At 68.5% G+C, this 25,917-nt stretch carries 28 protein-coding genes; 20 read left to right on the top strand and 8 right to left on the bottom strand.

The features are described from left to right. Positions 1-57: 57 nt before the first annotated feature. Entirely contained in the window at positions 58-264 is a 207-nt protein-coding gene (locus tag BDK89_RS15230) for a hypothetical protein (RefSeq protein WP_133869760.1), read from the bottom strand. A 198-nt stretch (positions 265-462) separates the two neighbouring features. On the opposite strand from BDK89_RS15230, the gene BDK89_RS15225 reads away from it, so the two are divergent. The 4 genes from BDK89_RS15225 (at position 463) to BDK89_RS15210 (ending at position 6,008) form a co-directional block, all read left to right on the top strand. After that, positions 463-2,151 carry a DAK2 domain-containing protein gene (locus BDK89_RS15225; RefSeq protein WP_166657606.1) on the top strand — a complete coding sequence of 563 codons (1,689 nt, stop codon included), beginning with the start codon at positions 463-465 and terminating at the stop codon, positions 2,149-2,151. Positions 2,152-2,164: 13 nt separating this feature from the next. Further along, entirely contained in the window at positions 2,165-4,294 is a 2,130-nt protein-coding gene (gene recG, locus BDK89_RS15220; protein ID WP_133869758.1) for an ATP-dependent DNA helicase RecG, read from the top strand. 44 nt (positions 4,295-4,338) lie between these two features. Further along, positions 4,339-5,268 (top strand): EamA family transporter RarD, encoded by a 930-nt coding sequence (gene rarD / locus BDK89_RS15215; RefSeq protein WP_133869757.1) that lies wholly within the window; start codon positions 4,339-4,341, stop codon positions 5,266-5,268. Positions 5,269-5,339: 71 nt separating this feature from the next. Beyond that, entirely contained in the window at positions 5,340-6,008 is a 669-nt protein-coding gene (locus BDK89_RS15210; RefSeq protein WP_133869756.1) for an endonuclease III domain-containing protein, read from the top strand. Positions 6,009-6,026: 18 nt separating this feature from the next. Here the strand turns inward: BDK89_RS15210 and BDK89_RS15205 are convergent, their stop codons facing one another. Next, a complete protein-coding gene (locus BDK89_RS15205; RefSeq protein WP_133869755.1) occupies positions 6,027-6,992 on the bottom strand; it encodes a hypothetical protein in 966 nt (321 codons plus the stop codon). Between the two features lie 100 nt (positions 6,993-7,092). Beyond that, positions 7,093-7,269, bottom strand: coding sequence for a hypothetical protein (locus tag BDK89_RS21830; protein WP_166657605.1), 177 nt, complete (start codon positions 7,267-7,269; stop codon positions 7,093-7,095). 54 nt (positions 7,270-7,323) lie between these two features. Here BDK89_RS21830 and rsmD point away from each other — a divergent pair, with 54 nt between their 5' ends. The 6 genes from rsmD to plsX all read left to right on the top strand — a co-directional run bounded on the left by rsmD (position 7,324) and on the right by plsX (position 10,849). Next, positions 7,324-7,866, top strand: coding sequence for a 16S rRNA (guanine(966)-N(2))-methyltransferase RsmD (gene rsmD / locus BDK89_RS15200; RefSeq protein WP_133869754.1), 543 nt, complete (start codon positions 7,324-7,326; stop codon positions 7,864-7,866). Positions 7,867-7,888: 22 nt separating this feature from the next. Next, entirely contained in the window at positions 7,889-8,377 is a 489-nt protein-coding gene (gene coaD / locus BDK89_RS15195; protein WP_166657604.1) for a pantetheine-phosphate adenylyltransferase, read from the top strand. A 13-nt stretch (positions 8,378-8,390) separates the two neighbouring features. After that, positions 8,391-9,050, top strand: coding sequence for an ATP synthase subunit B family protein (locus BDK89_RS15190; protein ID WP_133869753.1), 660 nt, complete (start codon positions 8,391-8,393; stop codon positions 9,048-9,050). After that, positions 9,047-9,577, top strand: coding sequence for a YceD family protein (locus BDK89_RS15185; RefSeq protein WP_133869752.1), 531 nt, complete (start codon positions 9,047-9,049; stop codon positions 9,575-9,577). The genes BDK89_RS15190 and BDK89_RS15185 overlap by 4 nt, the downstream gene beginning before the upstream one ends. An 86-nt stretch (positions 9,578-9,663) precedes the next feature. Then, the gene (gene rpmF / locus BDK89_RS15180) at positions 9,664-9,843 is read left to right on the top strand and encodes a 50S ribosomal protein L32 (protein WP_133869751.1); all 180 of its coding nucleotides are present in this window, start codon (positions 9,664-9,666) and stop codon (positions 9,841-9,843) included. Positions 9,844-9,853: 10 nt separating this feature from the next. Further along, positions 9,854-10,849 (top strand): phosphate acyltransferase PlsX, encoded by a 996-nt coding sequence (plsX, locus tag BDK89_RS15175; protein ID WP_208294087.1) that lies wholly within the window; start codon positions 9,854-9,856, stop codon positions 10,847-10,849. Positions 10,850-10,884: 35 nt separating this feature from the next. Here plsX and BDK89_RS15170 read toward each other — a convergent pair whose 3' ends face one another. After that, positions 10,885-11,295, bottom strand: a complete 411-nt coding sequence (locus BDK89_RS15170) for a CBS domain-containing protein (protein WP_133869750.1) — start codon at positions 11,293-11,295, stop codon at positions 10,885-10,887. Positions 11,296-11,420: 125 nt separating this feature from the next. On the opposite strand from BDK89_RS15170, the gene BDK89_RS22600 reads away from it, so the two are divergent. Genes BDK89_RS22600 through BDK89_RS15160 form a run of 3 tightly spaced genes read left to right on the top strand, consistent with a single transcriptional unit; the run spans position 11,421 to position 12,800 of the window. Then, positions 11,421-11,555: a hypothetical protein gene (locus BDK89_RS22600; protein ID WP_279586792.1), complete on the top strand. Its 135-nt coding sequence runs from the start codon at positions 11,421-11,423 to the stop codon at positions 11,553-11,555. Between the two features lie 14 nt (positions 11,556-11,569). After that, positions 11,570-12,019 carry a YlcI/YnfO family protein gene (locus BDK89_RS15165; protein ID WP_166657603.1) on the top strand — a complete coding sequence of 150 codons (450 nt, stop codon included), beginning with the start codon at positions 11,570-11,572 and terminating at the stop codon, positions 12,017-12,019. 16 nt (positions 12,020-12,035) lie between these two features. Continuing rightward, a complete protein-coding gene (locus BDK89_RS15160) occupies positions 12,036-12,800 on the top strand; it encodes a DUF4097 family beta strand repeat-containing protein (RefSeq protein ID WP_166657602.1) in 765 nt (254 codons plus the stop codon). Positions 12,801-12,824: 24 nt separating this feature from the next. On the opposite strand, the gene BDK89_RS15155 is transcribed toward BDK89_RS15160, so the two are convergent. The 4 genes from BDK89_RS15155 to BDK89_RS15140 form a co-directional block, all read right to left on the bottom strand. Continuing rightward, a complete protein-coding gene (locus BDK89_RS15155) occupies positions 12,825-13,580 on the bottom strand; it encodes an iron ABC transporter ATP-binding protein (RefSeq protein ID WP_133869747.1) in 756 nt (251 codons plus the stop codon). Next, the gene (locus BDK89_RS15150; protein ID WP_208294086.1) at positions 13,577-14,638 is read right to left on the bottom strand and encodes an iron chelate uptake ABC transporter family permease subunit; all 1,062 of its coding nucleotides are present in this window, start codon (positions 14,636-14,638) and stop codon (positions 13,577-13,579) included. Before BDK89_RS15150 ends, BDK89_RS15155 begins: the two co-directional genes overlap by 4 nt. Next, on the bottom strand, positions 14,631-15,590 hold the full coding sequence (locus BDK89_RS15145; protein WP_208294085.1) for an ABC transporter permease: 960 nt from the start codon (positions 15,588-15,590) through the stop codon (positions 14,631-14,633). The genes BDK89_RS15150 and BDK89_RS15145 overlap by 8 nt, the downstream gene beginning before the upstream one ends. A gap of 61 nt (positions 15,591-15,651) precedes the next feature. Further along, positions 15,652-16,776, bottom strand: a complete 1,125-nt coding sequence (locus BDK89_RS15140; protein ID WP_166657601.1) for a siderophore ABC transporter substrate-binding protein — start codon at positions 16,774-16,776, stop codon at positions 15,652-15,654. Positions 16,777-16,962: 186 nt separating this feature from the next. Between BDK89_RS15140 and BDK89_RS15135 the strand changes: the two genes are divergently transcribed. From BDK89_RS15135 to BDK89_RS15105, 7 genes are all read left to right on the top strand, one after another. After that, positions 16,963-17,445 (top strand): RNA polymerase sigma factor, encoded by a 483-nt coding sequence (locus BDK89_RS15135; protein WP_243839253.1) that lies wholly within the window; start codon positions 16,963-16,965, stop codon positions 17,443-17,445. Continuing rightward, entirely contained in the window at positions 17,442-19,346 is a 1,905-nt protein-coding gene (locus BDK89_RS15130; protein ID WP_133869743.1) for a PASTA domain-containing protein, read from the top strand. The genes BDK89_RS15135 and BDK89_RS15130 overlap by 4 nt, the downstream gene beginning before the upstream one ends. 351 nt (positions 19,347-19,697) lie before the next feature. Then, positions 19,698-19,991, top strand: a complete 294-nt coding sequence (locus BDK89_RS15125) for a phosphopantetheine-binding protein (protein WP_133869742.1) — start codon at positions 19,698-19,700, stop codon at positions 19,989-19,991. A 4-nt stretch (positions 19,992-19,995) separates the two neighbouring features. Then, positions 19,996-20,679 carry a ribonuclease III gene (gene rnc / locus BDK89_RS15120; RefSeq protein ID WP_133869741.1) on the top strand — a complete coding sequence of 228 codons (684 nt, stop codon included), beginning with the start codon at positions 19,996-19,998 and terminating at the stop codon, positions 20,677-20,679. 4 nt (positions 20,680-20,683) lie between these two features. Beyond that, complete coding sequence (gene mutM, locus BDK89_RS15115) at positions 20,684-21,535, top strand: bifunctional DNA-formamidopyrimidine glycosylase/DNA-(apurinic or apyrimidinic site) lyase (protein ID WP_133869740.1); 852 nt, start codon at positions 20,684-20,686, stop codon at positions 21,533-21,535. Positions 21,536-21,598: 63 nt separating this feature from the next. Continuing rightward, the gene (gene smc / locus BDK89_RS15110; RefSeq protein ID WP_166657600.1) at positions 21,599-25,078 is read left to right on the top strand and encodes a chromosome segregation protein SMC; all 3,480 of its coding nucleotides are present in this window, start codon (positions 21,599-21,601) and stop codon (positions 25,076-25,078) included. Positions 25,079-25,188: 110 nt separating this feature from the next. Further along, complete coding sequence (locus BDK89_RS15105) at positions 25,189-25,905, top strand: flavodoxin family protein (protein WP_133869738.1); 717 nt, start codon at positions 25,189-25,191, stop codon at positions 25,903-25,905. The last annotated feature ends 12 nt before the right edge of the window (positions 25,906-25,917 follow it).

Genomic DNA, 25,917 nt, shown 5'->3' with positions numbered 1-25,917 from the left:
ACTCGTTCTGCTCGGTCCCGAAAAACGGGAACGCACCACCCTACGGGTTGAACGGCCTCATCGTTGCGGGCCTCCACCCAGGAGTCGTGCCGGCAACGTCACGATCGCCCGCAGCAGTTCGAACACGCCGGCCACCGAGATGCCGACCAGCCTGAACGGCAACGAGATCAGCCACGCCAGCGGATAGACGAGGAGTGCGAGGAGTGCGAGCGGCCAGGCGAGCACCAGCAGGATCAGCCAGAGGACGAGCGAGACGAGTTTCACGGGGAGTCTCCTTGGTAGGCGGTCGAAGCACGCGGTCGAGGTAGGCGGGCGAACCGATGGGTCGAGCGGCGAGCGATCTCCACGGTACGGACGAGTCGGAGCGGGGTCAGCCCGGCAGGCCGCCGTCCTCGTCGTGGGGTTGTCCCCACCCTCGGTCGGAACGAGCGCCCTGAGACATGCGCCACTAGCCTGTGGCGCGTGACCACCCTCGAACGGCTCGACGTCCACGCGCTCCGGAGCGTCATCACGACGTTCCGCGACGCCGTGCGCGATCACGCCGGCGGTCTGAACCGGCTCAACGTGTACCCGGTCCCCGACGGCGACACCGGCACGAACATGGCTCGCACCCTCGAGGCGGTCGTGGCCGAGATGGAGACCGCCGACCCCGACAGCCTCGACGCAACGTGCGACGCCATCAGCCACGGCTCGCTCATGGGGGCTCGCGGCAACTCCGGCGTCATCCTCAGCCAGATCCTGCGCGGTCTCGCGTCGACGCTGAAAGACAAGACCGAGGGAACGGGAGAGCGGGTCGCCGATGCACTCGCCGCGGCGAGCGTCGGCGCCTACCAGGCCGTGCTCAAGCCGATCGAGGGCACCATCCTCACGGTCGTGCGAGAGTCGGCCGACGCAGCGAAATCGGCGTCAGCCGACGACGCCTCGCTCGTCGACGTGTTGCGTGCCGCCCGCGAAGCGGGGCGACAGGCACTCGCCTCGACCCCCGATCTACTCCCGGTCCTCAAGGACGCAGGCGTGGTCGACGCCGGTGGCGCCGGCTATCTCCTCCTGCTCGACTCCGCCCTCCACGTGGTCGACGGCGAACCGCTGCCGGCGCCCGAGGACGATCCCGACGGGCCGACCGCCGACCAGCTCGAGCAGGTGGCGCACCGTGCCGCTGCCCACGACGGCGAGATCGACGTCAGCGAGCAGCGATACGAGGTCATGTACTTCCTCGACCTCGCCGACGAACGCATCGACGAGTTCAAATCGGGTTGGGGGGCGATCGGCGACTCCATCGTGGTCGTCGGCGGTGACGGGCTCTGGAACTGCCACGTCCACACGAACGACATCGGGGCCGCCATCGAGGTCGCGCTCGACCTCGACGGCCGGCCGAAGCAGATCCGCGTCACCGACCTGTTCGAAGAGGTCGACGACGAGCACGCACGACGCGAAGCGGAGCTGCACGGCGACGTCCACGTCGGCACCCGCGCCGGTGCCGGGCTGCCGCCGGTCACCACCGCCGTGGTGGCGGTCTGCTCCGGCGACGGCCTCGCCGAGTTGTTCTCGAACCTCGGCGTGCAGGGCATCGTCACCGGCGGGCAGACCCTCAACCCGTCGACGGCCGAGCTGCTCGACACGGTCGAGCACGTCAACGCCGATCAGGTCGTGATCCTGCCCAACAACAAGAACATCATCCCGGTCGCCGAGCAGGTCGACGCGCTCTCCTCGAAGCGCGTGTCGGTCGTCCCGACTCGGACGATGCCCGAAGCCCTCGCCGCGCTCGTGGTCTACGACCCCGAGGCCGATGCCGACGACAACGTCACCGAGATGAACGACTCGGTCGACGCGGTCCGCACGGGTGAGGTCACCCAGGCCGTCCGCTCCACCAACAGCGACGCCGGCCCGATCGCCGAGGGCGACTGGATGGGCATCGTGAAGGGTGACGGCATCGTCGCCGTCGACACCGAGCTGTTGCTCGTGGTGCAGCAGTTGTTGGGCCAGCTGATCGCCGACGACGGCGAGTTGCTCACCATCATCACCGGCACCGACGCCGACCCGGCCGTCACCGAGCTGATCGAGTCGTGGCTCGCCGACCGACACCCCGACGTCCAGGTCGAGATCCACCGCGGCGGACAACCGCTGTACCCGTACCTGTTCGGCGTCGAGTAGTAGACACGGTCGGGTGAGCGAACGTCCCCCGATCACGCTGCGCGACCTCGCGGCGATCGACGTCGCCCAGCTGCGTGGCGTCGGTGACAAGAAGCGAACGGCGCTCGCCGCGTTCGACGTCCACAACGTGCTCGACCTCGTCACGAACTATCCCCGTCGATGGGTCGACCGCACCAACGAGGCGCGCATCGCCGACCTCGTTCCCGGGGAGGAGGCACTCGTCCTCGTCACGGTCCGCACGGTCACCAAGCGGATGACCCGGAACCGTCGCACCATGGTCAACGTGCAGGTCGGCGACGGCTCGGGGCGCATGCACGTCGTGTTCTTCAACCAGCCGTGGCGCGAACGTCAGCTGAAAGAGGGGCTGCAGATCGCGCTCTACGGCAAGCCCGACACGTACCGGGGCGGTCTCCAGATGGCGAACCCGATCGTCGATCTGATCGGCGATCGCACCGGCCGCATCGTGCCGATCTACCCCCAGAGCGAGAAGGTGCAGCTCACCACGTGGGAGGTCGCATCGTTCGTCGAGGAGGCACTGCGCCGCTGCGCCGAGCGCGGCATCGCCGACCCGGTCCCCGTCGAGGTGACCGACCGCCTCGACCTGATGGCACGTGGGCAGGCGTTCGCCTCGATCCACGCCCCCGAGTCGATGCGGGAGAAGGAGGCAGCTCGCCGACGTCTCGCGTTCGACGAGCTGCTGCGCGTGCAGCTGGTGCTCGTGCTGCGCAAGCGAGAGCTCGAACGGACGTCTCGGGGTATCGCGCACGACGTCGACGGCGAGCTCGTGCAGCGCTTCCTCGAGGCGTTGCCGTACCCGCTCACCGGGGCGCAACGCCGGGCGATCGCCCAGATCGAGGTCGACCTCGCCACACCGCAGCCGATGCACCGGCTCCTGCAGGGCGACGTCGGTGCGGGTAAGACGGTCGTGGCCGTCTCGACACTGCTCGCTGCGGTGCAGGGCGGCCATCAGGGGGCACTGATGGCGCCGACCGAGGTGCTCGCCGAGCAGCACGCCACCGGCGTGCGCGAACTGCTGGGCGAGCTGCGAGTGCCCGACCCCGGCAACCTGTTCGGCGATCGCCCGCTCCGGGTTGAGTTGCTGACGAACCGGGTCACCGGTGCCGAGCGCAAGGACGTGCTGGCCGGACTCGCCGACGGCACGGTCGACATCGCCATCGGCACCCACGCGCTCATCCAGGAAGGGGTCGAGTTCTCGTCGCTCGGCGCCGTCGTCGTCGACGAGCAGCATCGTTTCGGCGTCGAGCAGCGGGCGGCGTTGCGCGACAAGTCGGGCGGCCACGTGCCCGACGTCCTCGTGATGACGGCGACGCCGATCCCGCGCACCGCTGCGATGACCGTCTACGGCGACCTCGACGTGAGCGTGCTCGACGAGCTGCCGCCGGGCCGCACGCCGATCGTCACGAAGTGGGCCAACGGTCCGATGCTCGAAGCCGAGGTGTGGGCCGATGTGCGCCACGAGGTGGGGGAGGGCCGACAGGCCTACGTCGTGTGCCCGCTCATCGACGAGAGCGAGAAGCTCGAGGTCGCATCGGCCGAGGAGACCTTCCAGCGGTTGTCGAACGACGAGTTGAAGGGGCTCCGGCTCGGGTTGCTGCACGGTCGACTCACGCCGGCCGAGAAGGAGATGACCATGAGCCTGTTCCGATCGGGGCAGCTCGACGTGCTCGTCGCCACCACGGTGATCGAGGTCGGCGTCGACGTCCCGAACGCGACGGTCATGGTGATCCTCGACGCCGATCGGTTCGGCATCGCGCAGCTGCACCAGCTGCGTGGCCGTGTCGGGCGCGGCACCCACGAGTCGATGTGCTGGCTCGTCACGCAGGAGCACGACGGTGGCAACCCGCGCGTCGAGGCACTCGTGGCCTCCACCGACGGGTTCGAGCTCGCCGAGGTCGACCTCGATTTGCGCGGTGAGGGCACCCTGATGTCGACGATGCAGAAGGGTCGCAGCGACCTGAAGCTGGCGTCGCTCCGTCGCGACCGTCAGCTCGTTGCGAAGGCTCGCGAGGCGGCGTTCGAGATCGTCGATGCCGATCCGGGGCTGGAGCAGCACCCGGTCCTGCTCGACGAACTCGACCTGCTCTTCACCGACGAAGACGAAGACTTCCTCGCCAAGAGCTGAAACCGGCCGAGCCGAAACGGCCGGGTGGCCGTAGCGTCGGGGCGATGGACCAGCGGGAACGAGCGGGGCTGCAGGCAGCGATCGCGGCGTTCACGACGTGGGGGCTGCTCACCGTCTACTGGAAGCAGCTCGGCGAGTTCGATCCCGTCGAGCTGATCGCGTGGCGTGTTGCGAGCGCAGCGCTGATCATGAGCGTCGCCGTCACCGTCCTGCGTCGCTGGGCGCCGGTGCTCGGCGCGTTCCGTGACGCGCCGACACGACTGCGGCTCGGAGCCGCCGGGGTGTTGCTCACGGTCAACTGGACGGCGTACGTGTGGGCGGTCACCAACGATCGTGTGCTCGAGACGGCGCTCGGCTACTTCCTGTCGCCGCTCGGCACGATGGCGATCGGCGTCTTCGTCCTCGGCGAGCAGCTGACTCCGTTCCGATGGGCGTCGATCGGGTTCGCTGCGACCGGGGTCGTGGTCCTCACGGTGTCATACGGGCGCGTCCCGTGGATCGCCCTCGTCATCGCTGGCTCGTGGTCGACATACGGTCTGATCAAGCGGCGGGTACCGCTCGCACCGGCCGAGAGCCTGACCGCCGAGATGCTCGTCCTGCTCGGGCCTGCGCTGCTCACCATCGTCGTCGCGAGCAGTGGTGCCGGTTGGCCGGGCGCCGAGGCGGTGTGGGCGCAGGCCGACGGGATCGACTGGCTGCTGGTGATCGGCACCGGGGCGATCACCGCGTTCCCGCTGACACTGTTCGCGTTCGCCGCGCAACGGGTGCCGTTCACCCTGCTCGGTCCGGCGAACTATCTGGTGCCGCTCATCAATTTCCTGCTCGGCTGGGTCGTCTACGACGAATCGCTGCCGTGGGTGCGCGCCGTCGGTTTCGGCCTGGTCTGGTTCGCGCTCGGTCTCGTGACGGTCGAGATGGTGCGTGCGCACCGCCGCGCCGTCCGCCTCCGCCGCGAGCCGGCGACCGTCGCCTGACGTCCTGCCTGCCGATTTCCGGGTCTGATCACCGCCGGGGATGGTGAGGCCGGGACGGTAGGTTGCTCGCCGTGAACCGCAAGGAGAAGGCAGCGCTGATCGGGGAGATCCTCGACGACCTCTACCCGGAGATCCCGATCCCGCTCGACCACCGCGATCCGTACACCTTGCTGGTGGCGGTCGCGCTGTCGGCGCAGACGACCGACAAGAAGGTCAACCAGGTCACGCCGGCGCTGTTCGACGCCGCCCCGACGCCGGAGAAGATGGTCGAACTCGGCCCCGATCGGATCCTCGAGTACATCCGCGAGGTCGGGCTCGCTCCGTCGAAGGCCCGCAACCTGTGGACGGCAGCGAACCAGATCATCGACGCCGGGGGCGAGATCGTGCCCGACTGGGAGTTCCTCGAATCGCTCGCCGGCGTCGGCCACAAGACGGCGAGCGTCGTCATGTCACAGGCGTTCGACGTGCCGGCGTTCCCGGTCGACACCCACATCCAGCGGCTCGCCGCCCGGTGGGGGCTCTCGAACGGTACGACGGTCGAACGGACCGAACGCGACCTGAAAGCGGTGTTCCCACGCGAGACGTGGAACGATCGTCACCTCCAGATCATCTTCTTCGGCCGCGAGTACTGCCCGGCCCTCCGCCACGACCTCACGGCGTGTCCGATCTGCAGCTGGGCAGCGACGAAGAAGCGGATACGCGAAGAGATGACCCCGAAGAGCCGCCCCCAGCGACGCTGACGGCGGCTCCCGCGACGGTCAGCTGTACGAGACGCTGATCCCGGTGACGATCACGTCGCCGGTGCACGTGTCGCCGGCCGCCGGAGCGTTCCGGCTGAGCCCGAGCGCCACGGCGTCGCCCGGGGCCAAACCGCCGTTCGGCTGGATCTGGAACCTCGTGCGGACGGCCTGCCCTGCTGTTGCCGGAACCGGATCGGTCTCGACCATGGCGAACCCAGCGGAGGCCGGATCGTCACTGTGTCGGTACATGTGGCCGTACTCGGACTTCCATTCGACGGCGCAGGCGGTCTCGTCGATGTGCCATAGGAGTTCGAGGAACATCGACGAGTTCGCCGTGTAGTCGGTCGGCAGGGTGAACGACACGTCGAACCCCGGCGTGAGGCCGTCGTCGAGCACGACGCCGGTCCGGTCGATCGGACCGCTGGCGACGGTCGCCCCGTCGAACAGGGGCAGCGTCGTCGGCTGGAACGTCAGGAACTTCGACTCGCCGTGGTCGTGGTCGGAGAACACGCCGACGAGGTCGACGACGAGGTGCACCTCGCCTTGGAGGTTGAAGATCTTGAACGAGCCGTTCGAGTCGACTCGGGTCGTGACACCGTTCGGTGTCGGTGGCTGGCCCGGCGCGGGGTTGAGACTCGATGCCGTGGGGACCGACCCGGTGTCCCAGATCGTGAGGTGGGTGATCTCGGTGGCGCCGACGGCAGTGACGTTGAGGGCAACCGCGGTGCCGTCCGGAAGCCCGGAGCAGTTGCCGCCGTCCGGGAGGGCGTCGACCGTCATGGTCTCGCCCGCGCCGAGCGGCGTCGTGCGGCCCCCGACCGATTGGCCGGGGCGGGTGTCGAGCAGCCGACATGCGGTCACCGCCTCGTAGCTGGCGCGTTCGCCGCTGCTCTTGGTCGCCCCGACCAGTCCGGCGCCGCCGGCACCGATCGTGATCGCGACCGCAGCGCCGAGCGCGGCCCATCGTGAGCGTGTGGTTGACATGAGCTGACCTCCTCGTGGTTCCGCCGTGAGCGGGGTTCAGATGGAGGGCAGCTTGGCAGGGTGTCCGCCGTCGCCGCTCGGATTTCCGGCCGGGGTGGGCTCAGTAGTCGGTCGGGTCGTCGTCTTCGAGGACGAGGTCCCAACGGTCGAGACAGTCCTCGCAGCGGTAGGCGACGATGTCGCCGTCCTCCCACACACCGTCCTCGCGGGGCCGTGTGAGCAAGAACGCTCGTCCCCCGCAGTCGATGCAGGTGATCTGCTGATCTGGCTCCAACACGTCGCCCAGTATGCCCTGCTGCCCAGCCGACCGACTCGGCCGTAGCCTGACCGGATGCGCATCGTGGCCGGAGAACTCAGGGGGCGGTTGTTCGAGGGCCCGCCGGGCCTCGACACGAGGCCCACGACCGACAAGGTGCGCGAGGCGATCTTCAATGCGCTGGGGAGCCTCGACGTCGTCCGTGACGCCGTCGTCGCCGACCTGTACGCCGGCTCGGGCGGTCTCGGCATCGAGGCGCTCTCCCGCGGTGCCGCCGAGGTCGTGTTCGTCGAGCGCGACCGGGCCGCGTTGCGCACCCTGCGCGACAACCTCCGCACGCTCGACCTGACCGACCGCTCACGAGTGGTGCAGGGCGATGCCCTGATCGCCGCGCGGTCGATCACCGCCGACGTCGTGCTCGCCGACCCGCCGTACGACTTCGACGACTGGGCGGGGCTGCTCGCCGCCGTCGACGCGCCGTTCGTGGCCGCCGAGGCCGGCCACCCGCTCGACTCGCTCGACGGACTCGACGACCTCGGATGGGAGGTGACCCGGTCGAAGCGCTACGGGCGCACCTGGGTCACCTTCTTCGAACGCATCGACCCGGCGGCCGAATAGCCGCACTACCGTTGGGGAACCCATGGCGAAGGTGCTGATTCCCGGGAGCTTCGATCCGCTCCACAACGGCCACGTCGACGTCGTCGACCAGGCGCTCGAGTTGTTCGACGAGGTCGTCTTCGGCGTGCTCGTCAACTTCAGCAAGCCGTCGGGGTTGTTCAGCCCCGACGAGCGCGTCGGGCTCGCGATCGACACCTTCGCCGACCGATCCGAGATCACCGTCGGCGCCTTCGAGGGCCTCGTCGTCGATGTCGCGTCCGCAGTGGGCGCCGACTTCATCGTCAAAGGGCTCCGCACCGCAGCCGACTACGACATCGAGCAACAGATGGCGCACATGAACCGGTCGGCGAGCGGCATCCGCACCGTGTTCGTGCCGTGCAATCCCGAGTTCTCGTTCGTGTCGAGCCGCTTCATCCGCGAGATCGCCTCCCACGGGGGAGACATCGATCATCTGGTGCCTGCACCGGTGTCGGCGGCACTCACCGATAGATTCGCAGGTCGCGGTCAGTGAGGGCCGCCCGATCATGACCTACGACGACCAGTACGACCAGCGCTACGACGACCGCCAGGGCGATCGCTACGACGACGGCTACGACGAGCCGTTCGACGACTACGAAGAGATCGACGACGACTACCCCGAACCGGGTGAGACGACCGGCCACGTCGGCGATGCCGAGACCCTGCTGCGTCGCGCCATCGATCTGGTCGCCAACGCCCCGACGATGCCGCTGTCGTCGTCACCGCGCGTCGACCGGCACGAACTGATCGAACTGCTCGACGAAGCACTCGCCCGGATGCCCGACGAATTGCGTCAGGCACGATGGATGCTCAAAGAGCGCCAGGAGTTCGTCAACAAGACCCGTCGTGAAGCGAACGAGATGCTCGAAGCCGCCCGCGTCCAAGCCGAGCGCATGGTGCAGCGCACCGAGGTCGTCCGTGCTGCCGAGGCCCGGGCACGCCACGTGGTCGAGACCGCCGACAACGACGCCCGCCGCCTCAAGCTCGAGACCGAAGACTTCCTCGATCAGCGCCTCGCCAGCTTCGAGATCCTGCTCGACAAGCTCGGCCGCACCGTCGCCGCCGGGCGTCAGAAACTGTCGATCGGCGACGGCGGTCATCCGCTCGAACACGTCGACGAGGTCGAAGACGACCCGACCAAGGGCTTCTTCGACCAGGATCGGTGAGCGCTCCCGTGGCGCGTATCCAGGCCCTGCGGCTCAACGCCCGAGAGCTCCTGCGTGAGCCGGGCCTCCAGAAGCACGTCGAACTGACCACGCCGGCCACCGACCTTGGTGTCGACGACGACCGCATCGTCGACGACGTCACGATCGACCTGATGGCGACGTCCGGCGTCGACAGCGTCGTCGTGCACGGCACCCTGACGATGCCCTGGGAAGCTCCGTGTCGCCGCTGTCTGACCGACCTCGCCGGCACGGCGACGATCGAGGTCGACGAGGTCTACCAGTACGCGGGCGACATCCTGTCCGACGACGATCAGACCTTCCCGATCGAGAACGACCAGATCGATCTGCTGTCGGCGGTGCGAGAGCATCTGATGCTCGAACTCCCGGACGACGTGCTGTGCGGCGATGACTGTGCCGGGATCCGTCTCGAGCCGGGCGACGCACCCGACGTCGTGACCCGCGACGACGACACCCCGGTGCGCGACGAGCGATGGGCTGCGCTCGACGACCTTCGACTCGACGATTGAACGCGCCGAATCCGCCGCTAGCCTGGCGCAGCCGTGTCGCGCGATCTGCCGGCACCTGTACGACCTGATATCGCTGGAGTCCCACCGTGGCCGTTCCGAAGAAGAAGAAGTCCAAGTCGAAGAGCCGCAGCACCCGCGCCTCGGCGTGGAAGCTCGACGCACCCGCACGCAGCACCTGCCCGCGTTGCGGCAACGCCAAGCTGCCCCACACCGTGTGCCCGTCGTGCGGCTGGTACAAGGACCGCGTCGTCATCGACGTCGGCTGATCAGCCCCGCATGACGATGCTCCCCATTGCGGTCGACGCAATGGGCGGCGACCACGCACCCGACGCGATCGTCGCCGGTGCCAAGGCCGCCGCTGCCGCCGGCACCCCCGTCGTCCTGGTCGGCCCGTCCAACTTGGGCGAGCTGACCGACATCGGCGACCTCCCGCTCATCGAGGCGAACGAGGTCATCGAGATGGACGAAGACGGTGGGCGGTCGGTCCGGCGCAAGAAGGACGCCACGCTCGTGCGCGCCGCAGAGGCGGTCCGCGACGGCAAGGCGTCGGCGATGGTGTCGGCCGGGAACACCGGCGCGACGATGGCGTCGGCCCTGCTCCGCATGGGGCGGGTGAAGGGCGTCAACCGCCCGGCCATCGCGACGATCATCCCGTTCCCCGGGGGTCGACCCACCGTGTTGCTCGATGCCGGTGCCAACGCCGAAGTGCAGGCCGACTGGCTCGTGCAGTTCGCGCAGATGGGCGCCGTGTTCTCGCATCACCGCTTCGGGGTCGACTCGCCGAAGGTCGGTCTGCTGTCGATCGGTGAAGAGCCGGGCAAGGGCGACTCGCTCCGCAAGGAGACGTTCGGCCTGCTCGAAGCGGCTGCCGGTGACGACCTGAACTTCATCGGCAACGTCGAGGGGCGCGACGTCATGAGCGACACCGCCGACGTCATCGTGACCGACGGATTCACCGGCAACGTCGTCCTCAAGACGCTCGAGGGCGGCATGAAGGCCGTCGTCGCAGCCCTGCTCGGCGCGTTCACCTCGAAGCCCGAGTACAAGGAGCACGCCGACGCCCTGATGCCGGCGCTGCTGCCCCTCTACGAAACGCTCGACCCCGAGGCGTACGGCGGCGCGATGCTGCTCGGCGTCGACGGCGTCTGCATCATCTCGCACGGCTCGTCGAGTGAGCGTGCGATCGTGAATGCGATACAGGTGGCGCGCGAGATGGTCGAAGCCGACGTGGTCGGCGAGATCAGCGCCGCCATCCGACCTGCCGACGCCTGATCGGCCGGCGGCCGGCGTTCGAGTCGGCCTGCGACTCAGAGGTCGCGCAGGTAGCGCACCAGGTCGGTGGTCGTGACGATGCCGCTGAGCGTGCCGCCGTTCAGCACCAGGATCGAGTGCGTCTTGCCCTCGGCGAGGATCTCGGCGGCGTCGTGCACCGTCGCGTCGCTCGTCAGCGTCACGAGATCGGACGACATCGCGTCCTCGATCGTGAACTGGTGGTCGAGCATGCTCGTGAGCATCTTGTCGCTCGCTCCCTCGACGTCGTAGACGAGTCGGAGGATGTCGGTCGACGACAGCATGCCGACCGGCCGATCGACGTCGAGCACCGGGATGTGCTCGAACGGCGCGCCCTGGAGGGCGTGGTACGCCTCCGACAGCGGCTGGTCGAGATCGATCGACACGAGGTCGGTCGTCATGACGGTGGAGATCGGTTCGCTTCGCACGTCTTCATTCTCGTCGGCGCCGTACGAGGTCGACCAGGGCTTTCGTCCCTGTTCTCGAGGGAGGGTTGACTCTGCGACATCAACGTGACATCATGATGACATCATCACGATGTCAAGGAGATGTCATGCACCCGTTTCTCTACCCCGACTACATCGAGGCCGTCCACGGCGATCGCATCCGGTACCGTCGTGCCGGCAAGCGCATCCACCCGGAAGCGACCACGCCCGCCCGGCAATCCCGTCCGGCCGACGAGTACTGATCCCCGCCGCCGACATGCACCTCGACCCCGTCATCAACTCGCTGCGCGCCGCGATCAACGCCAACGTCTCGATCAGCGACGACCCCGACCTCGAACTCGCCGCCGAGCGGCTGGCCGACGCACTCGAGCCGGCAGTTCGTCAGGCGGCGGTCGAACTCGCCCAGCAGGCGGCCAGCGAGATCGGAGCGCAGCTCGCCGACCAATCGGTCGACGTCGTCCTCAGCGGCCGCGACCTCGAACTCCGTGTCGTCGACGCGGTGTCGTCGTCCGAACCGGCCGACGACGAAGAGGATTTCGACGCACGCATCACCCTCCGCCTGCCGCCCACCCTCAAGTCGACGATCGAACGCTTCGCCAACACCGACGGCGAGTCCGTCAACACCTGGGTCGTCGAGGCGCTGTCGCGTAATGCCCGGCGTCAGGGCACGACGGGCGGCACGGTCACGGAGGAGTTCGACCTGTGAGCGGCGAGGGCATTCGTTGAGCGAGCGGTACGAGTTCGCCGTCGGTGACCGTGCGTCGCTCGACGTCCGCACCCACGCGAGCGCCGTCGACGTGTTCGTCGCGGAGGCCGGTCGGGTCGTGGTGACGGTCGATCAGCCCGACAGATGGAGCATCTCGAACGTCGGCGATGCGGTCGTCGTCGCCCCCGCCGGCAAGCGCGGCCGGCGGAGCGGTCGGCTCGCGATCGAGGTGCCACCCGGCACCCGAGTCGACTTCAAGTCGGCGTCAGCCGACCTGCGCGTCGAGGGCGACCTCGGAGCGCTCGCGTTGGCCACGGCGTCCGGCGACCTCCGCCACCACGGGCGGTGCGCCTCGCTCGCGATGTCCACGGCATCCGGAGACCTGCGCTCGTTCGGCTGTGACGGCGATGTCGAAATCACCACCGTGTCCGGCGACGTCGACCTCGGCGACGTCGGTGGGCGGGTCGAGATCACGACGACCTCGGGCGACATCCGGCTCGGCGAGGTCGCCGGCGAGCTGGCCGTCGGATCGACGTCAGGAGATGTGCGGGTGCGGCGGGCCGACGGCACCGAACTCGCGGTGCGCACGATCTCGGGCGACGTCCGGATCGGCCTCCCCACCGGCATCCGGGTCATTCCCGAACTCACCACCTTCACCGGCTCGACCCGTCTCCCCGAACCGCGACGCGACACCGGCCAGGACGACGAGCGCCCCCGCCGACTCGTCCGTCTCACGGTGAAGTCCGTGAGCGGCGACATCGACGTCCAGCGCGCCGACTGACCACCGCTGCAAGGTCGGCTGTCTTCAGTAGTACACGGCGAGCGGGCCGTGGGGTCCGTCGATCACCGTCACCGGCGTGTGGAAGATGCGGGTGAGCGTCTCCGCGTCGATGATCTCGGCGGTGGGGCCGAACTCGGTGATCGTCCCGTCGTTCATCGCCAGGATCTGATCGGCATAGCGGGCCGCGAAGTTGATGTCGTGCAGCACGACGATCATCGTCCGGCCGAGGTCGTCGGCGGCGCTGCGCAACTTCTGCATCATCTGGACCGAGTGCGCCATGTCGAGGTTGTTCAGTGGCTCGTCGAGCAAGACGTACTCGGTGTCCTGCGCGAGGACCATCGCCACGTACGCACGCTGGCGCTGACCTCCCGACAACTGATCGAGGTAGCGGTGCTCGAGATCGCCGAGGTTCAGGAAGTCGATCGCCGCGCTGATCTGTCGCTCGTCCTCGACGTTCAACTTGCCGCGTGAGTGCGGGAAGCGACCGAACCCGACGAGCTGGCGCACCGTGAGGCGGGTGATGAAGTGGTTCTCCTGGCGCAGGATGGCCAGGATCTTGGCGAGGTCTTTCGACGGCGTCGACACGACGTCGAGACCGGCGACCTCGATCACCCCTTCGTCGAGTTGGAGGAGTCTGCCGATCATGGTCAGGACGGTCGACTTGCCGGCGCCGTTCGGCCCGACGAGCGCGGTGATGCTGCCGGCGGGGATGTCGACCGAGACGGGGCCGATCTCGGTGTCGCTGCCGTAGCGCTTCGTGACTCCGGTGAGGCTGATCACAGTCGGCCCTTTCGCATGACGTGGACGAGGAACGCGAGGCCGCCGACGAGTTCGATGATGATCGTCACTCGCCCCTCGGCGTAGAAGACGTGCCGGAGCACGAAGTACGAGCTGCTGAGTGTGGCGTAGCCGACGAGTGCCGACATCGGCAGCAGGTAACGGTGGTCGTGCGTGTCGGCCAGCTGGTACGTGAGCATGGCGACGAGGAAGCCGAGGAACACCATCGGTCCGACCATTGCGGTCGACATGGCCATCAGGACCGACACGAAGAACAGCACGATCATCGTCTCGCGCTTGGGGTGCAGCCCGAGGTTGGCGGCCGCGTGCGACCCGAGTCCGAGCACGTTCAGTCGCTTCGAACGCAGGATGAGCGCGAAGCCGGCGAGCAACGAGATCGGGAGTGCCCAGTCGAGGTAGTCGTCGTCGGCCGCGGCAATGCTGCCGAACAAGCGTGCTGCGAGAACGTCGAACTCGCTCGGGGTGAGGACGCGCTGCATGAACGCGGTGAGGGACGCAAGGCCCCCGCCGATGATCACGCCGACGAGCAGCATCGTGTGCATGTCACCGAACCGGCCCGACAGGAGTGTGGTGTAGAGCAGCGTCGACGCGACCACCATGACCACGGCCAGCGCCAGGAACTGGGTCGTGCCGGTGATCTTGTTGATGCCCTCGGTGCCCCAGTAGAAGACCGACGCCGTCTGCACGGCGACGTACAACGCTTCGAATCCCATGATGCCGGGGGTCAGGATCCGGTTGCCGGTCACGGTCTGGAAGCTGACGGTTGCGAGCGCTTGGCAGAAGGCGACGATGGCGATGACGCGCAGTGCATCGGCACGGAGGTCGACGATCCGCCAGAAGCCGTCGCTCCCGAACGGCATCGGGTTGTCGTACGTCATCACGCCGACCGTCGACGCGATGCAGACGAGGATCAGGACGGCGAGGACGATGACGTAGCGCCGTCGTGCCCGCTGCGTCGGGAACGAACCGGTCGTCCGGCGTTCCGTGGCCGGCGACGCAGCACGTCGCTCGACGGCGATGTCGACGACGGCCTCAGGCACGGCGTTGCTGCCAGAGCACGAGGAACACGAAGAAGACCGCGCCGAACACACCGAGGATCAGCGACACCGGCACCTCGAACGGTTGGATGATCGTGCGGCCGATCAGGTCGCACAGCGTCACCACGGCGATACCGAGCAGGCAGACCCATGGCAAGTTGCCGCGGAGATTGTCGCCGCGGATCATCGACACGATGTTCGGGACGACGAGCCCGAGGAACGGCAGCGATCCGATCACGACGGTGACGACGCCGGTCGCGATCGACACCATCGCCACGCCGAGCAGGATGACGCGGTCGTAGTCGACGCCGACATTGGTGGCGATGTCCTTGCCGAGCCCGGCGACCGTGAAGCGATCGGCGACGATGAACACGACCACCGTGACGATCAGCACGATCCACAGCAGCTCGTAGCGGCCTCGGACGACGGACGTGAAGCTGCCGGCGAACCAGATGCCGAGCTGCTGCAGCATGTCGAACCGGAGCGCGATGTAGCTCGACACCGCGCCGACGACCGAGCCCATCATGATCCCGACGATCGGCACGATCAGCGAGGACTTCAGAGCGACGCGGCGGAGGAAGAGGAAGAACACGAACGTGCCGAGGAATGCCATGGCGATGGCCCCGAGCATGCGCACGAAGATGCTCGCTCCGGGAGAGAGCAGATACACCAGCATCAGGCCGAGACCGGCCCACTCGGTCGTGCCGGTCGTGGTCGGTTCGACGAACCGGTTCTGGGTGAGGAGCTGCATCAGCAGTCCGCACATCGACATGGCGGCGCCGGCGAGCACGAGCGAGATGGTGCGCGGCACCCGGGTGATCGCGAACATGCGCCACCCGTCCTCGCTGCCCGTGATGTCGTACACGCCGACCGTCAGCGACAGCACCAGCAGGCCGACCGTCGCCACGACGGCCAGCCCGAACAGCCAGCCGGACGCGCCTCGGCGCGTGCGCACATCGTCATGCGCACGCGCCGAGTCGAGTTGTTCCGTTGTGGTCACTCGTCGACGACGAGGGTCAGTCCGCGGCGACGGCGTCGGCGAAGTCGTTGATCACCTGGGTGTAGGCCATGACGTCCTCGGTGAGGTAGAAGTCGGCCGGCAGGTAGACCACGTTGCCTTCGACGATGGCGGTCACGTTGGCGAGCGCCTCCGAGCCGAACAGCACCTCTTCGGCCGAGGTGTAGACGTCGAGCGTGTCGGCGAACGACGCGTCGCGGTCGAGGACGATGATCCAGTCGGGGTTGGCCGCAGCGATCGCCTCGACCGAGATGTCGTCACCGGTGTGGCCGCTGTCGCCGTCCTGTTCGATGGCGGGGGTCAGGCCGAGCACCGGGAACAGCGGGCCGATGGCGCGACCGTTGACCGGGGCGACGTATCCGATGTCGCCGCCAGAGGTGATCAGACCCATGACGGTCTCCGACGGGTCGTAGGCGGCCTTGGCGGCGTCGATCGCCGCGTACAGCTCGTCGACGGTGGCCTGCGCCTCGTCCTCGTGACCGAGTGCAGCGCCGGCCATGAGGAGCTGGTCGACGAGGGGACCCACCGGATCGGCCTCGTCGAGGTCGAAGTCGGTGCTCACGACGGTCGCGTCCGGGACGAGCTCGGTGATGTCCTCGTAGAACGTCGAGAAGCGGTAGCCGGTGAAGACCAGGTCGGGATCGGCGGCCACGAACGTCTCGAGGTTGGGCTCACCGTGGTTGCCGAGGTCGGCGACGTCGTCGTTCGACTGGTACGAGATGCTGTCGGGGAAGATCTCGAGCGGCGCTGCGACGAGCTCGACACCCCAGTCGTCGAACGAGCGGACGAGGCGGTTGTCGGTGAGCACGATGCGCTCCGCATCGAGCGGCACCTCGACCTCGCCGTAGTAGTCGGCAACGACGACCGTGCCGGCCTCGGCCGACTCGGTCTCCTCGGCGGGGGCCTCGGTCGACTCGGTCTCCTCGGCGGGGGCCTCGGTCGACTCGGTCTCCTCGGCGGGGGCCTCGGACGACTCGGTCTCCTCGGCGGGGGCTTCGGACGTCTCGGTCTCCTCGACGGGTTCGGCGTCGGTGCCGGCATCGTCGTCATCACCACCGCATGCGGCGGTGAACAGCAACAGGCCGGCGGCCAGAGTCGGGACGACGCGTCGTCGGAAAGTCATCGTGGGGGCTCCATCATCATGTCAGCGGGGACCTCACCGGGTGGTAAGGCGGCCTAACAATAGACATGCGGTGTACCTCTGGCAAGCCGAAAACCTCGCTGTCCGGCGGTCGGGCGTCACACTCGTCCCGACACCGCCGTCGCGGCCCGTGTAACGAATCGTGTCGTTCGCTCCCTGTACGACGTGATGGAATCAGTGGTGATGCAGACCGATGCGGTCGTGGAGCGGGTGCGCTCGGTCTACGAGACCGATCATGCGCGCCTGTGGCGTTCGATCTACGCCTTCGCCGGCTCACGAGACGTCGCCGACGAGGCGACCGCCGAGGCGTTCGCCCAAGCCCTCCGACGGGGCGACGAGCTGCGCGACGTCGCAGCATGGGTGTGGCGCTCGGCGTTCGCGATCGCTCGTGGTGAACTGCAACGACGACGCAGGGCAAACGGGGAACCGGCCGAGGTTCCGAGCGTCGACACCGTCGACGGCCTCGGCGGTCTCCTCCGGCGACTCGCTGCGCTGTCGGAGCAGGATCGTGAACTGATCGTGCTGTGCCACGTCGGCGGATGGAAACCCGGCGAACTCGCCACGGTGCTCGGCGAGCCCGCCGGGCGCGTGCGCGTGCGACTCCATCGAGCCACCGAACGAGCCCGCGAGATCCTGGAGAACGACCGATGAGCGACCAGCCCGACCGGCCCGACGAGCACGCCCTGGATCGGATGGGGCTCGACGCATTCGACGCCGTCGCCGTGCCCGACCAGTGGGACGACATCACCCGCCGCGCCGACGGCGCCGAGCTCGGCTCGTCATCGTCGGCCAGCTCGCGCCGGTCACCGGCCACCTGGTTCATGGCTGCCGCCGCCGTCGCCCTCGTCGCGGTCGCAGCCGTGGCCGTCTCGGTCCGATCGGGCAACGACAGCGCCCCGACGCCGGCCACCACACCGGATGCCACCATGCCGCCGCCCGACACCACCGTGTCATTGCCGGTGGTATCGCCCACCGAGCCTCCCGAGTCGACGATCGCAGACGACCTGGTCGAGCTGTCGGACTGGACCGGCATGCCGGCCGGCCTTGCGATCGAGGACCTGCAGGCGGTCGGGCTGAGGTTCCAGCTCGTGGAAGTCGTCGACGAGACGGCCGGGCACGACGTCGTGCTCGGCTGGTCGGTGCTCGGAGACGTCGATGCAGCGCCGGGATCGCTCGTCCCGACGGGCTCGGTGGTCGAGCTGACGGTCGCAGTGTCGCCGGAGACGGCGGCGCCGCCGCCCGACACCGTGCCCGACAACGTGCCCGACATGGTCGATGGCGAGGTCGTCGCGGCGTGGAACCCGGACTGTGTCGAACGAACGAGTGGTGCCGCAACCCTCGGTTCGATCGACCAGGCCCTCACCCAGTTCACGACGGTCGGCGCCGAGCCGACGCTCGACCTGGGGGTCCCGACGATCGAGACGCGCAACGGCAGCGAATCCCCACTCCTGTCTCCTGTCGTGGTCCCGGGTGGCGTGGCGCTGACGCTCTACGGACAGTCCCTTGACGGCACCGACGCGATCACCGTCGAGGTCGTCGATCTCGACGGCGCCGTCAGGTGGCGACGCTGCCTCGAGGGCGTCGGTTGGCCGAGGGCGCTCGTCCCGGCCGGGCGACAGCTCTGGCTCGCCGCCGGTGACGGGGAGGCGCTGCTGCTGCCGTTCGACCTCTCGACCGGTGCCGACTTCTCGCCACCGTTCAGCACCGGTGACCGGACGATCGACGGGATTCTCGGCGACCGCGTCCTCGTCGGTGTTCCCTGGGACGCCGGCGTCATCGATGCCGACAGCCGCCTCGGCGTCATCGATCTGGACGGCTTTACCGCGACCGACATCCCGTACCCGGACGTCGCAATCGGAACGCCGTCCGACCGGGTGCGCTACGAACTCATCGAGGGCGACGGCGCGCTCCTGGTTGCCGCGACGCCCATCGACGGCAGTCTGCCGGAGACCGTGTGGACCGGCGAGGCCTGGTCGAGCGACCCCGACGATCTCCGGTCGCTGCCGCCGACGCTCCGGATCCCGTACGGCGAGGACTCGGTGCTCGAGCTCCTCGACGGTGCCGGTGATGTCGTCTGGTCCGAACCTGGTTTCCATCACATCAGTCGTGAGGGCTTCGCGTCGGCGGTCTCCGGCTCGGTCGCGCTCGTCATGGAGTGCCTGACCTGGACCGACGGCGCCGGGTGCCAGTGGCTCGACGAGAACACACCGCCCGACGAGCAGCTGGTGGCGTTCGATCTCGAGACCGGCGAGCGGCTGTGGAGTCGTCCGGGCGGGCAGGCCTTCGCCGCCCTCGACGGGAACCGTGGGATCGTCACGGCGGATGTCGGCTGGGAGCTGATCGACCTCCGCACCGGCGAGCGGGTGGACGACGTCGCGGTCGCCGCCTGGCCGCAGGACGACATCTTCTTCAACGAGTGCTGCGGCGCCGGCGACTACATCTGGACCCGCCTCGACGGTGGCGTGCTGTTCGAGGCGACCGGCGATCGCCTCCGGGTCTGGCTCCCACCCGAGGCGTCGACCCCGACCATCACCACCGACGCCTTCTCCTGACCCGGACTCCTGGTCGATTAAATCGCCTGGGCGTCCACCGGTGGACGCCTGGTGGATTTAATCGCCTGGGCGTCCGCTCGGGGTGGTGCCGTGGTCGGTGACCCGGACTCCTGGTCGATTAAATCGCCTGGGTGTCCACCGGTGGACGCCTGGTGGATTTAATCGCCTGGGCGTCCGCTCGGGGTGGTGCCGTGGTCGGTGGCCCGGACTCGTGGTGGATTGAATCGCCTGGGTGTCCACCGGTGGACGCCTGGTGGATTTAATCGCCTGGGCGTCCGCTCGGGGTGGGGGAGGCGCCGGCGCAGCATCGGTTCGGTGACCCGGGCGGGGGCGGTGGGTAGGCTTGCGGCCGTGCCTGCAGAGACTCATGTCAACAACGACCCGATCGGGCGCGACGAGATCTTCGAGATCGTCCGCGACCGTCTGGCCGACATCCTCGAGATCGAGCCGTCCACCATCGCCGAGGGACAGTCGTTCGTCGACGACCTCGACGCCGACTCGCTCGCCCTGATCGAACTCGTCGAGTCGCTCGAAGAGGAACTGTCCGACCGCACCGTCGGGTTCCGCATCGAGGACGAAGACCTCGAAGACCTGAAGACCGTGCGAGATGCCGTCGACTACGTCCACGAGCGGGTCGGCGGCTGATCCGATGGGCCTCGGCGCACTCGAACAGCGTCTGGGCCACTCCTTCGACGATCCGAACCTCCTCCACCGGGCGATGTGTCATCGCTCGTGGGTCGCCGAGTCGGCCGAGCCGGAAGTCAGCAACGAACGCCTCGAGTTCCTGGGCGACGCCGTGCTGGGATGGGTCGTCGCCGACCTCGTCTTCCGCAACTTCCAGCACCTCGCCGAGGGTGCGCTGACCGACCTGCGCAAGAGCGTCGTCAACGCCAACGCCCTGGCCGAGGTCGCCGTGGAACTCGGCCTCGGCGATCACCTCCTGCTCGGCCGAGGCGAGGACGCAGCCGGTGGACGCCGGAAGACCTCGATCCTCTCCGACGCCATGGAGGCAGTGATCGGCGCCGTCTATCTCGACGGCGGTCGCCAGGCGTCGTTCGACTTCATCGAGCGCTTGTTCGCCGACCGTCTCGACGACGCCGTCGACTCGCTGCACCGGCTCGACTACAAGGCCGCGCTCCAAGAGCTGCTCGGGCGTGACGGCAAGCCGAACCCCGACTACAAGGTCAGTTCGACGGGCCCCGATCACGACAAGACCTTCACGGCGAAGGTAATGGTGGCGCGCCAGACGATCGGTCGTGGTGAGGGCCGGTCGAAGAAGTCGGCCGAGCAGGCCGCGGCGGCCGACGCGTACGAGTCGCTCGTCGAGTCCTGACCCGATGCCCGAACTCCCCGAGGTCGAGACCGTCCGGCGCGGGCTCGAACGACACGCCGTCGGACGCCGCGTCGGTCGCGTCGAGGTCGGTCGTGAGCGCACGGTGCGTCGCACGTCGGCGCAGGCCGTCATCGACGGGCTGACCGGCACGACGATCCTCGCAGCGAACCGGCGCGGCAAGTACCTCTTCCTCCCCCTCGATTCGGGCGACGAGGTCATGATCCACCTGCGGATGAGCGGCCAGGTGCTCGTCGCCGAGGCCGGCTCGCCCCGGCCGCCGCACACCCACGTCGTGCTCCATTTCGACCCCGATGCAGCAGGGGAGCGGCACGAACTGTGGTTCGTCGACCCACGCACCTTCGGCGAAGTGGTCGTGTTCGACCCCGACCACGTCGAGACCGAGCTGCCCGACGTCGCTCGCCTCGGTGTCGATCCGATCGTCGACGACCTGTCGCTGCCCGAACTGCGCCGCATCCTGCGCTCACGACGTCGGCTGCTCAAACCGTTGCTGCTCGACCAGCACCTGATCACCGGCATCGGCAACATCTACGCCGACGAGATCCTGCACGAGGCTCGTCTGCGGCCCAACCGGATCAGCAACGAGCTGTCGACGCAGTCGGAGCGGCGCCTGCACGCCGCCATCCACCGGATCCTGAACGAGGCGATCGACGCCGGTGGGTCGACCCTGAGCGATGCCCAGTACGTCGACCTCTTCGGCGAGGGAGGGAGCTATCAGGACGCCCACCACGTGTACGGCCGGGCGGGGGAGCGGTGCCGCACCTGCGGCGTCGGCTGGATCCGCCTCACGGTGAGCGCCCAACGTTCGACCCACTACTGCCCCCGCTGCCAACGCTGACCCCGGGCCGCCGACGCGGCATGCGGTGGGGTTGGCGGACTGGGCAGTAGATTCGGGGCCGCCGTGTTTTTGAAGAGCCTCACCCTCAAGGGCTTCAAGTCGTTCGCCGACGCCACCAACATGCACCTCGAACCCGGGGTGACCGTGGTCGTCGGCCCGAACGGCTCCGGGAAGTCGAACGTCGTCGACGCGATCGCGTGGGTGCTCGGCGCCCAGGCACCCAAGTCGGTCCGCTCCCAGAAGATGGACGACGTGATCTTCGCCGGAACCGAGAAGCGCCCCGCCCTCGGTCGCGCCGAGGTCGGCCTGACCCTCGACAATACGTCCGGCCTGTTGCCCGTCGAGTTCAACGAGGTCACGATCACCCGTGTCCTGTTCCGCTCCGGCGACAGCGAATACATGATCAACGGCGCCCCGTGTCGCCTCCTCGACATCCAGGAGTTGCTCTCCGACGCCGGCGTCGGACGCCAGCAGCACGTGATCGTCAGCCAGGGCCAGATCGACGCGGTGCTCAACGCCCGCCCCGAGGATCGTCGCGGGATCATCGAAGAGGCCGCCGGCGTGCTCAAGTTCCGCCGTCGCAAGGAGAAGGCCGAGCGCCGCCTCGACGCGACCGAGGCCAACCTGCTGCGCCTGCAAGACCTCTTGCGTGAGGTCCGGCGCCAGCTGCGGCCGCTCGAACGCCAGGCGGAGGCTGCTCGCCGCCACGGCGAGATCGTCGTCGAACTCCAGACACTGCGTGTGTTCGTCGCCGGGCGTGAGATCGCCGGGCTGCGCACCAAGCTCGAGTCGATCGCCGCCGACCGTCTCGACGCCGGACGACTCGAAGGCGAGCTCAAGACCGAACTGGCCCGCCTCGACACCGAGATCATGTCGCTCGAAGCCGAGTTGTCGGCCCGCGGCGAGAGCGACGTCGCCGACCGCCTGATGCAGGTCGAGCAGCTCCGCGAGCGCGCCCGCGGCCTCGCCGCCGTGCTGGTCGAGCGCAAGCGGTCGCTCGAACGCGACAAGGGCTCACTGCTCGACGCCGGTGTGGTCGCCAACCTCGAAGGTGACGCGGCCAAGTTCGCTGCCGAACTCGACGAGGTCGAAGAGGCACTCGGTCAGGTCCAGCCCGAATCCGAGCAGCTCGAAGCCGACGAAGCGGCGTTTCGCGAGGAGCGCGAGAAGATCGCGCCGACCCTGTTCGAGAACGAGAAGAGCAGCGCCAAGGCGGCCAGCGCCGCCGCCGAAGTGCGTGGCGAGCTGCGCTCGATCCGCAGCGGCGTCGAACGCAGCGAGAGCGAGCGCCGCCGCGCCACGACGCGCCGCGAAGAGTTGACGGGTCGGATCGAACAACTCGAGGCCGATACCGAGCGCCTGCGGGCCGATTGCGCCCAGGCCGAGTCGGTCGAGTCGCCGCTGGTCGACCAGATCGCCGCCGCAGAGCAGGAACGTGTCGAGGCCGACGCCGACGTGGAGCGGCTCACCACCGAACGTGCCGACGCCAACGAGGCGTCGTCGCGGGCCTCGGCCCGCGTCGAGGCGTTGCAGCTCGCGCTCGACGCGGCGCACGCCCGCGCCGGCGCCGAACGACTCGCCGGCGTCGACGGGGTGCTCGGCACCCTGCTCGACCTCGTCGAGATCGACCAAGGCTGGCAGGAAGCCGTCGAGGCATCGCTCGGCGAGGCCCTCACCGCCGTCGTCGTCGAGAACCCCGAGGCGGCACAGCGGGCACTCGAAGCGCTCCAGTCGTCCGACACCAGCGGTGCGGTCCTGGCCGCCGGCGGACGTCACGGTTCGATCACCCCGCCGCCGGTCGGCGACCCGGTGCTGCCGCACGTGCGCTCCGGCCGTCCCGGCGTGAGCGGGCTGCTCGAGGCCTTGATCGCCGGCGCCGTCCGGGTCGACTCGGTCGACGCCGCCGTGTCGGCGGCCATCGAGCACCCCGGGGCCGTCATCGTCACCGCCACCGGCGATCGCTTCGCCCCGACCGGCTGGCGCGTCGGCGCCGCGGCCGGCGGCGCCACCGCCGCCGCGCTGGCCGACGCGCAGGAGCGAGCCGAACAGTGCACCCGAGCCCTCGCCACCGCTGACGAGGCGCTGCGCGGGGCGAAGGAACGGCAGTCGGCCGCTCGTCAGACCGAAGCCGACCTCACCCGCCAGCTCGACCAGAACGATGCTCGCTTCACCGCTGCGTCGGAGGGCCTGTCGCGTGTGCTCGGTCAGCGTCGTGAGGCCGCCGCCGAATGCGACAACCTGGATCGTTCGATCGAGGAGCTGACGACCCTGATCGACGGCGAGCAGACTCGCATCGCCGAACTCGAAGCGGTGCTGCCGGCGCTCGATGCCGAGGAACAGGCCGAGGCCGACGCGGCCAAAGCACGCGGCGAAGCCCGCGCCGAACTCGAGGCCCGCGCCGCCGTGCTGGCATCGCGTCGTCGCGAACTCGAAGTGCGCAACGCCGGCCTGCACGAACGCAAGCAGCTGCTCGAGAACCGCATCGCCGAGACCGAACGACGCCTCGAGGCCGACAAGGAGGCGCGTGCGCTCGCCGCCGAGCGCCGGGTCCAGGTCGAGAAGGCGATCGTCGCCATCGACCGGCTCGCCACGCTGGTCGACACCCACCGTTCGGTGATCGAGGTGGAGCACGACGACCTCGTCGCCCGACGCCGTCGCCAGAGCGAAGAGGTGCGCGGCCTCACCACGGCGCTCGACTCCGCCCGCAAGGGCCGCTCCGACGCCGAGCGCCGCCTCGAAGAGCTGCGGCACAAGCTGCACCGGTCGGAGGTCGAAGAGGCCGAGGCCAAGCTCCGACTCGAGACGGCCGTCGAGACCCTCCGCCGAGACCTCGACGTCGAGCCCGAGATTGCCGAGGCGGCGGAGCAGCCCGAGCTGCCCGAGGGTGCCACGGCGGCCGGTCGGGTGCGTGAACTCGATCGCGAACTCCGACTGCTCGGACCGATCAACCCGCTCGCGCTCGAGGAATACAACGAGCTGCAGCAGCGGCACACGTTCCTCGAGGAACAGCTCGAAGACGTCCGGTCGACGCGTCGCGAACTCAGCCGGGTCATCAAGGCGGTCGACCAGGAGATCCAGACGGTGTTCGCGTCGGCGTTCGCCGACGTGAGCGAGAACTTCACGAACCTGTTCTCGACCCTGTTCCCCGGTGGCTCCGGCAAGTTGAAGCTGACGGTGCCCGACGACCTGCTCAACACCGGGATCGAGGTCGAGGCCAAGCCGAGCGGCAAGAACGTGAAGAAGCTGTCACTGCTGTCGGGTGGTGAGCGCAGCCTCACCGCGCTCGCGTTCCTGTTCGCCGTGTTCCGCAGCCGCCCGTCGCCGTTCTACGTGATGGACGAGGTCGAGGCCGCGCTCGACGACGTCAACCTGCACCGCTTCCTCGGACTCATCAACGAGTTCCGCAAGGACGCCCAGCTGGTCATCGTGTCGCACCAGAAGCGCACGATGGAGGCCGGCGACAGCCTGCTCGGCGTGAGCATGCAACCCGGCGGCAGCAGCAAGGTCGTCACCGAGAAAGCCGGCACCGCCACCTCCAGGTGACGTGTCGGTTGATGTCAGACATCAACCGACGGGTGTTGCCGGGCGAGCGTGAACGGCCTGTCGGTTGATGTCTGACATCAACCGACCGCGGGCGTGGCAAGCTGGGTCGCATGGGGCAGTACGAGGGATTGCGGGCGCTGTACGTCAACACGTCGTTGAAGCGGGAGTCGGTCGACAGCCACACCGGGCTGTTGCTCGGTGCCTCGGCGGCGATCATGGAGAAGCAGGGCGTCGAGGTCGACCACGTGTACCTCCTCGAACACCAGGTGCCGCCCGGCGTGTACCCCGACATGACCGAACACGGCTGGGATCGCGACGACTGGCCGTCGATCTGGGAACGGGTGAAGGCCGCCGACATCCTCGTCGTCGGCACACCGCTCTGGCTCGGTGAGGAGAGCTCGGTCTGCCGAGTGCTGATCGAGCGGCTCTACGCGATGTCGGGCAACCTCAACGACAAAGGCCAGTCGATCTACTACGGCAAGGTCGGCGGGTGCGTGGTGACCGGCAACGAAGACGGCATCAAGCACGCCGCCATGACGATCGGCTACGCGCTCTCACACCTCGGCTACACCATCCCGCCTCAGGCCGACTGCGGCTGGATCGGCGAGGCAGGGCCGGGCCCGTCGTACGGCGACGAGACCGACGACGGGGGTCGAGTCGGGTTCGACAACGAGTTCACCCAGCGCAACACCACCATCATGACCTGGAATCTGATGCACCTCGCATCGATCCTGAAAGCCAACCCGATCCCGAACGAGGGCAACGACCGCAACGCCTGGGCAGCCGGCGCACGCTTCGACTTCGAGAACCCCGAGTACCGCTCGTGACCGACTCGGTCG

The sequence above is a fragment of the Ilumatobacter fluminis genome (assembly GCF_004364865.1).
Classification (GTDB): Bacteria; Actinomycetota; Acidimicrobiia; order Acidimicrobiales; family Ilumatobacteraceae; genus Ilumatobacter; species Ilumatobacter fluminis.
The sequence above is the reverse complement of the archived record's forward strand: the minus strand, read 5'-3'. Positions and strand labels throughout refer to the sequence as shown.

Bases quoted from the DNA above. Each gene is read 5' to 3' on its own strand.
- BDK89_RS15165 (WP_166657603.1), top strand. From the start codon at position 11,570: ATGCACCTCGACCCCGTCATCAACTCGCTGCGCGCCGCGATCAACGCC.
- BDK89_RS15105 (WP_133869738.1), top strand. From the start codon at position 25,189: ATGGGGCAGTACGAGGGATTGCGGGCGCTGTACGTCAACACGTCGTTG.
- rnc (WP_133869741.1), top strand. From the start codon at position 19,996: ATGGGCCTCGGCGCACTCGAACAGCGTCTGGGCCACTCCTTCGACGAT.
- BDK89_RS15205 (WP_133869755.1), bottom strand. From the start codon at position 6,992: ATGTCAACCACACGCTCACGATGGGCCGCGCTCGGCGCTGCGGTCGCG.
- plsX (WP_208294087.1), top strand. From the start codon at position 9,854: ATGACGATGCTCCCCATTGCGGTCGACGCAATGGGCGGCGACCACGCA.
- BDK89_RS15140 (WP_166657601.1), bottom strand. From the start codon at position 16,776: ATGACTTTCCGACGACGCGTCGTCCCGACTCTGGCCGCCGGCCTGTTG.
- BDK89_RS15135 (WP_243839253.1), top strand. From the start codon at position 16,963: ATGGAATCAGTGGTGATGCAGACCGATGCGGTCGTGGAGCGGGTGCGC.
- rarD (WP_133869757.1), top strand. From the start codon at position 4,339: ATGGACCAGCGGGAACGAGCGGGGCTGCAGGCAGCGATCGCGGCGTTC.
- BDK89_RS15190 (WP_133869753.1), top strand. From the start codon at position 8,391: ATGACCTACGACGACCAGTACGACCAGCGCTACGACGACCGCCAGGGC.
- BDK89_RS15130 (WP_133869743.1), top strand. From the start codon at position 17,442: ATGAGCGACCAGCCCGACCGGCCCGACGAGCACGCCCTGGATCGGATG.
- mutM (WP_133869740.1), top strand. From the start codon at position 20,684: ATGCCCGAACTCCCCGAGGTCGAGACCGTCCGGCGCGGGCTCGAACGA.
- BDK89_RS22600 (WP_279586792.1), top strand. From the start codon at position 11,421: ATGCACCCGTTTCTCTACCCCGACTACATCGAGGCCGTCCACGGCGAT.
- coaD (WP_166657604.1), top strand. From the start codon at position 7,889: ATGGCGAAGGTGCTGATTCCCGGGAGCTTCGATCCGCTCCACAACGGC.
- rsmD (WP_133869754.1), top strand. From the start codon at position 7,324: ATGCGCATCGTGGCCGGAGAACTCAGGGGGCGGTTGTTCGAGGGCCCG.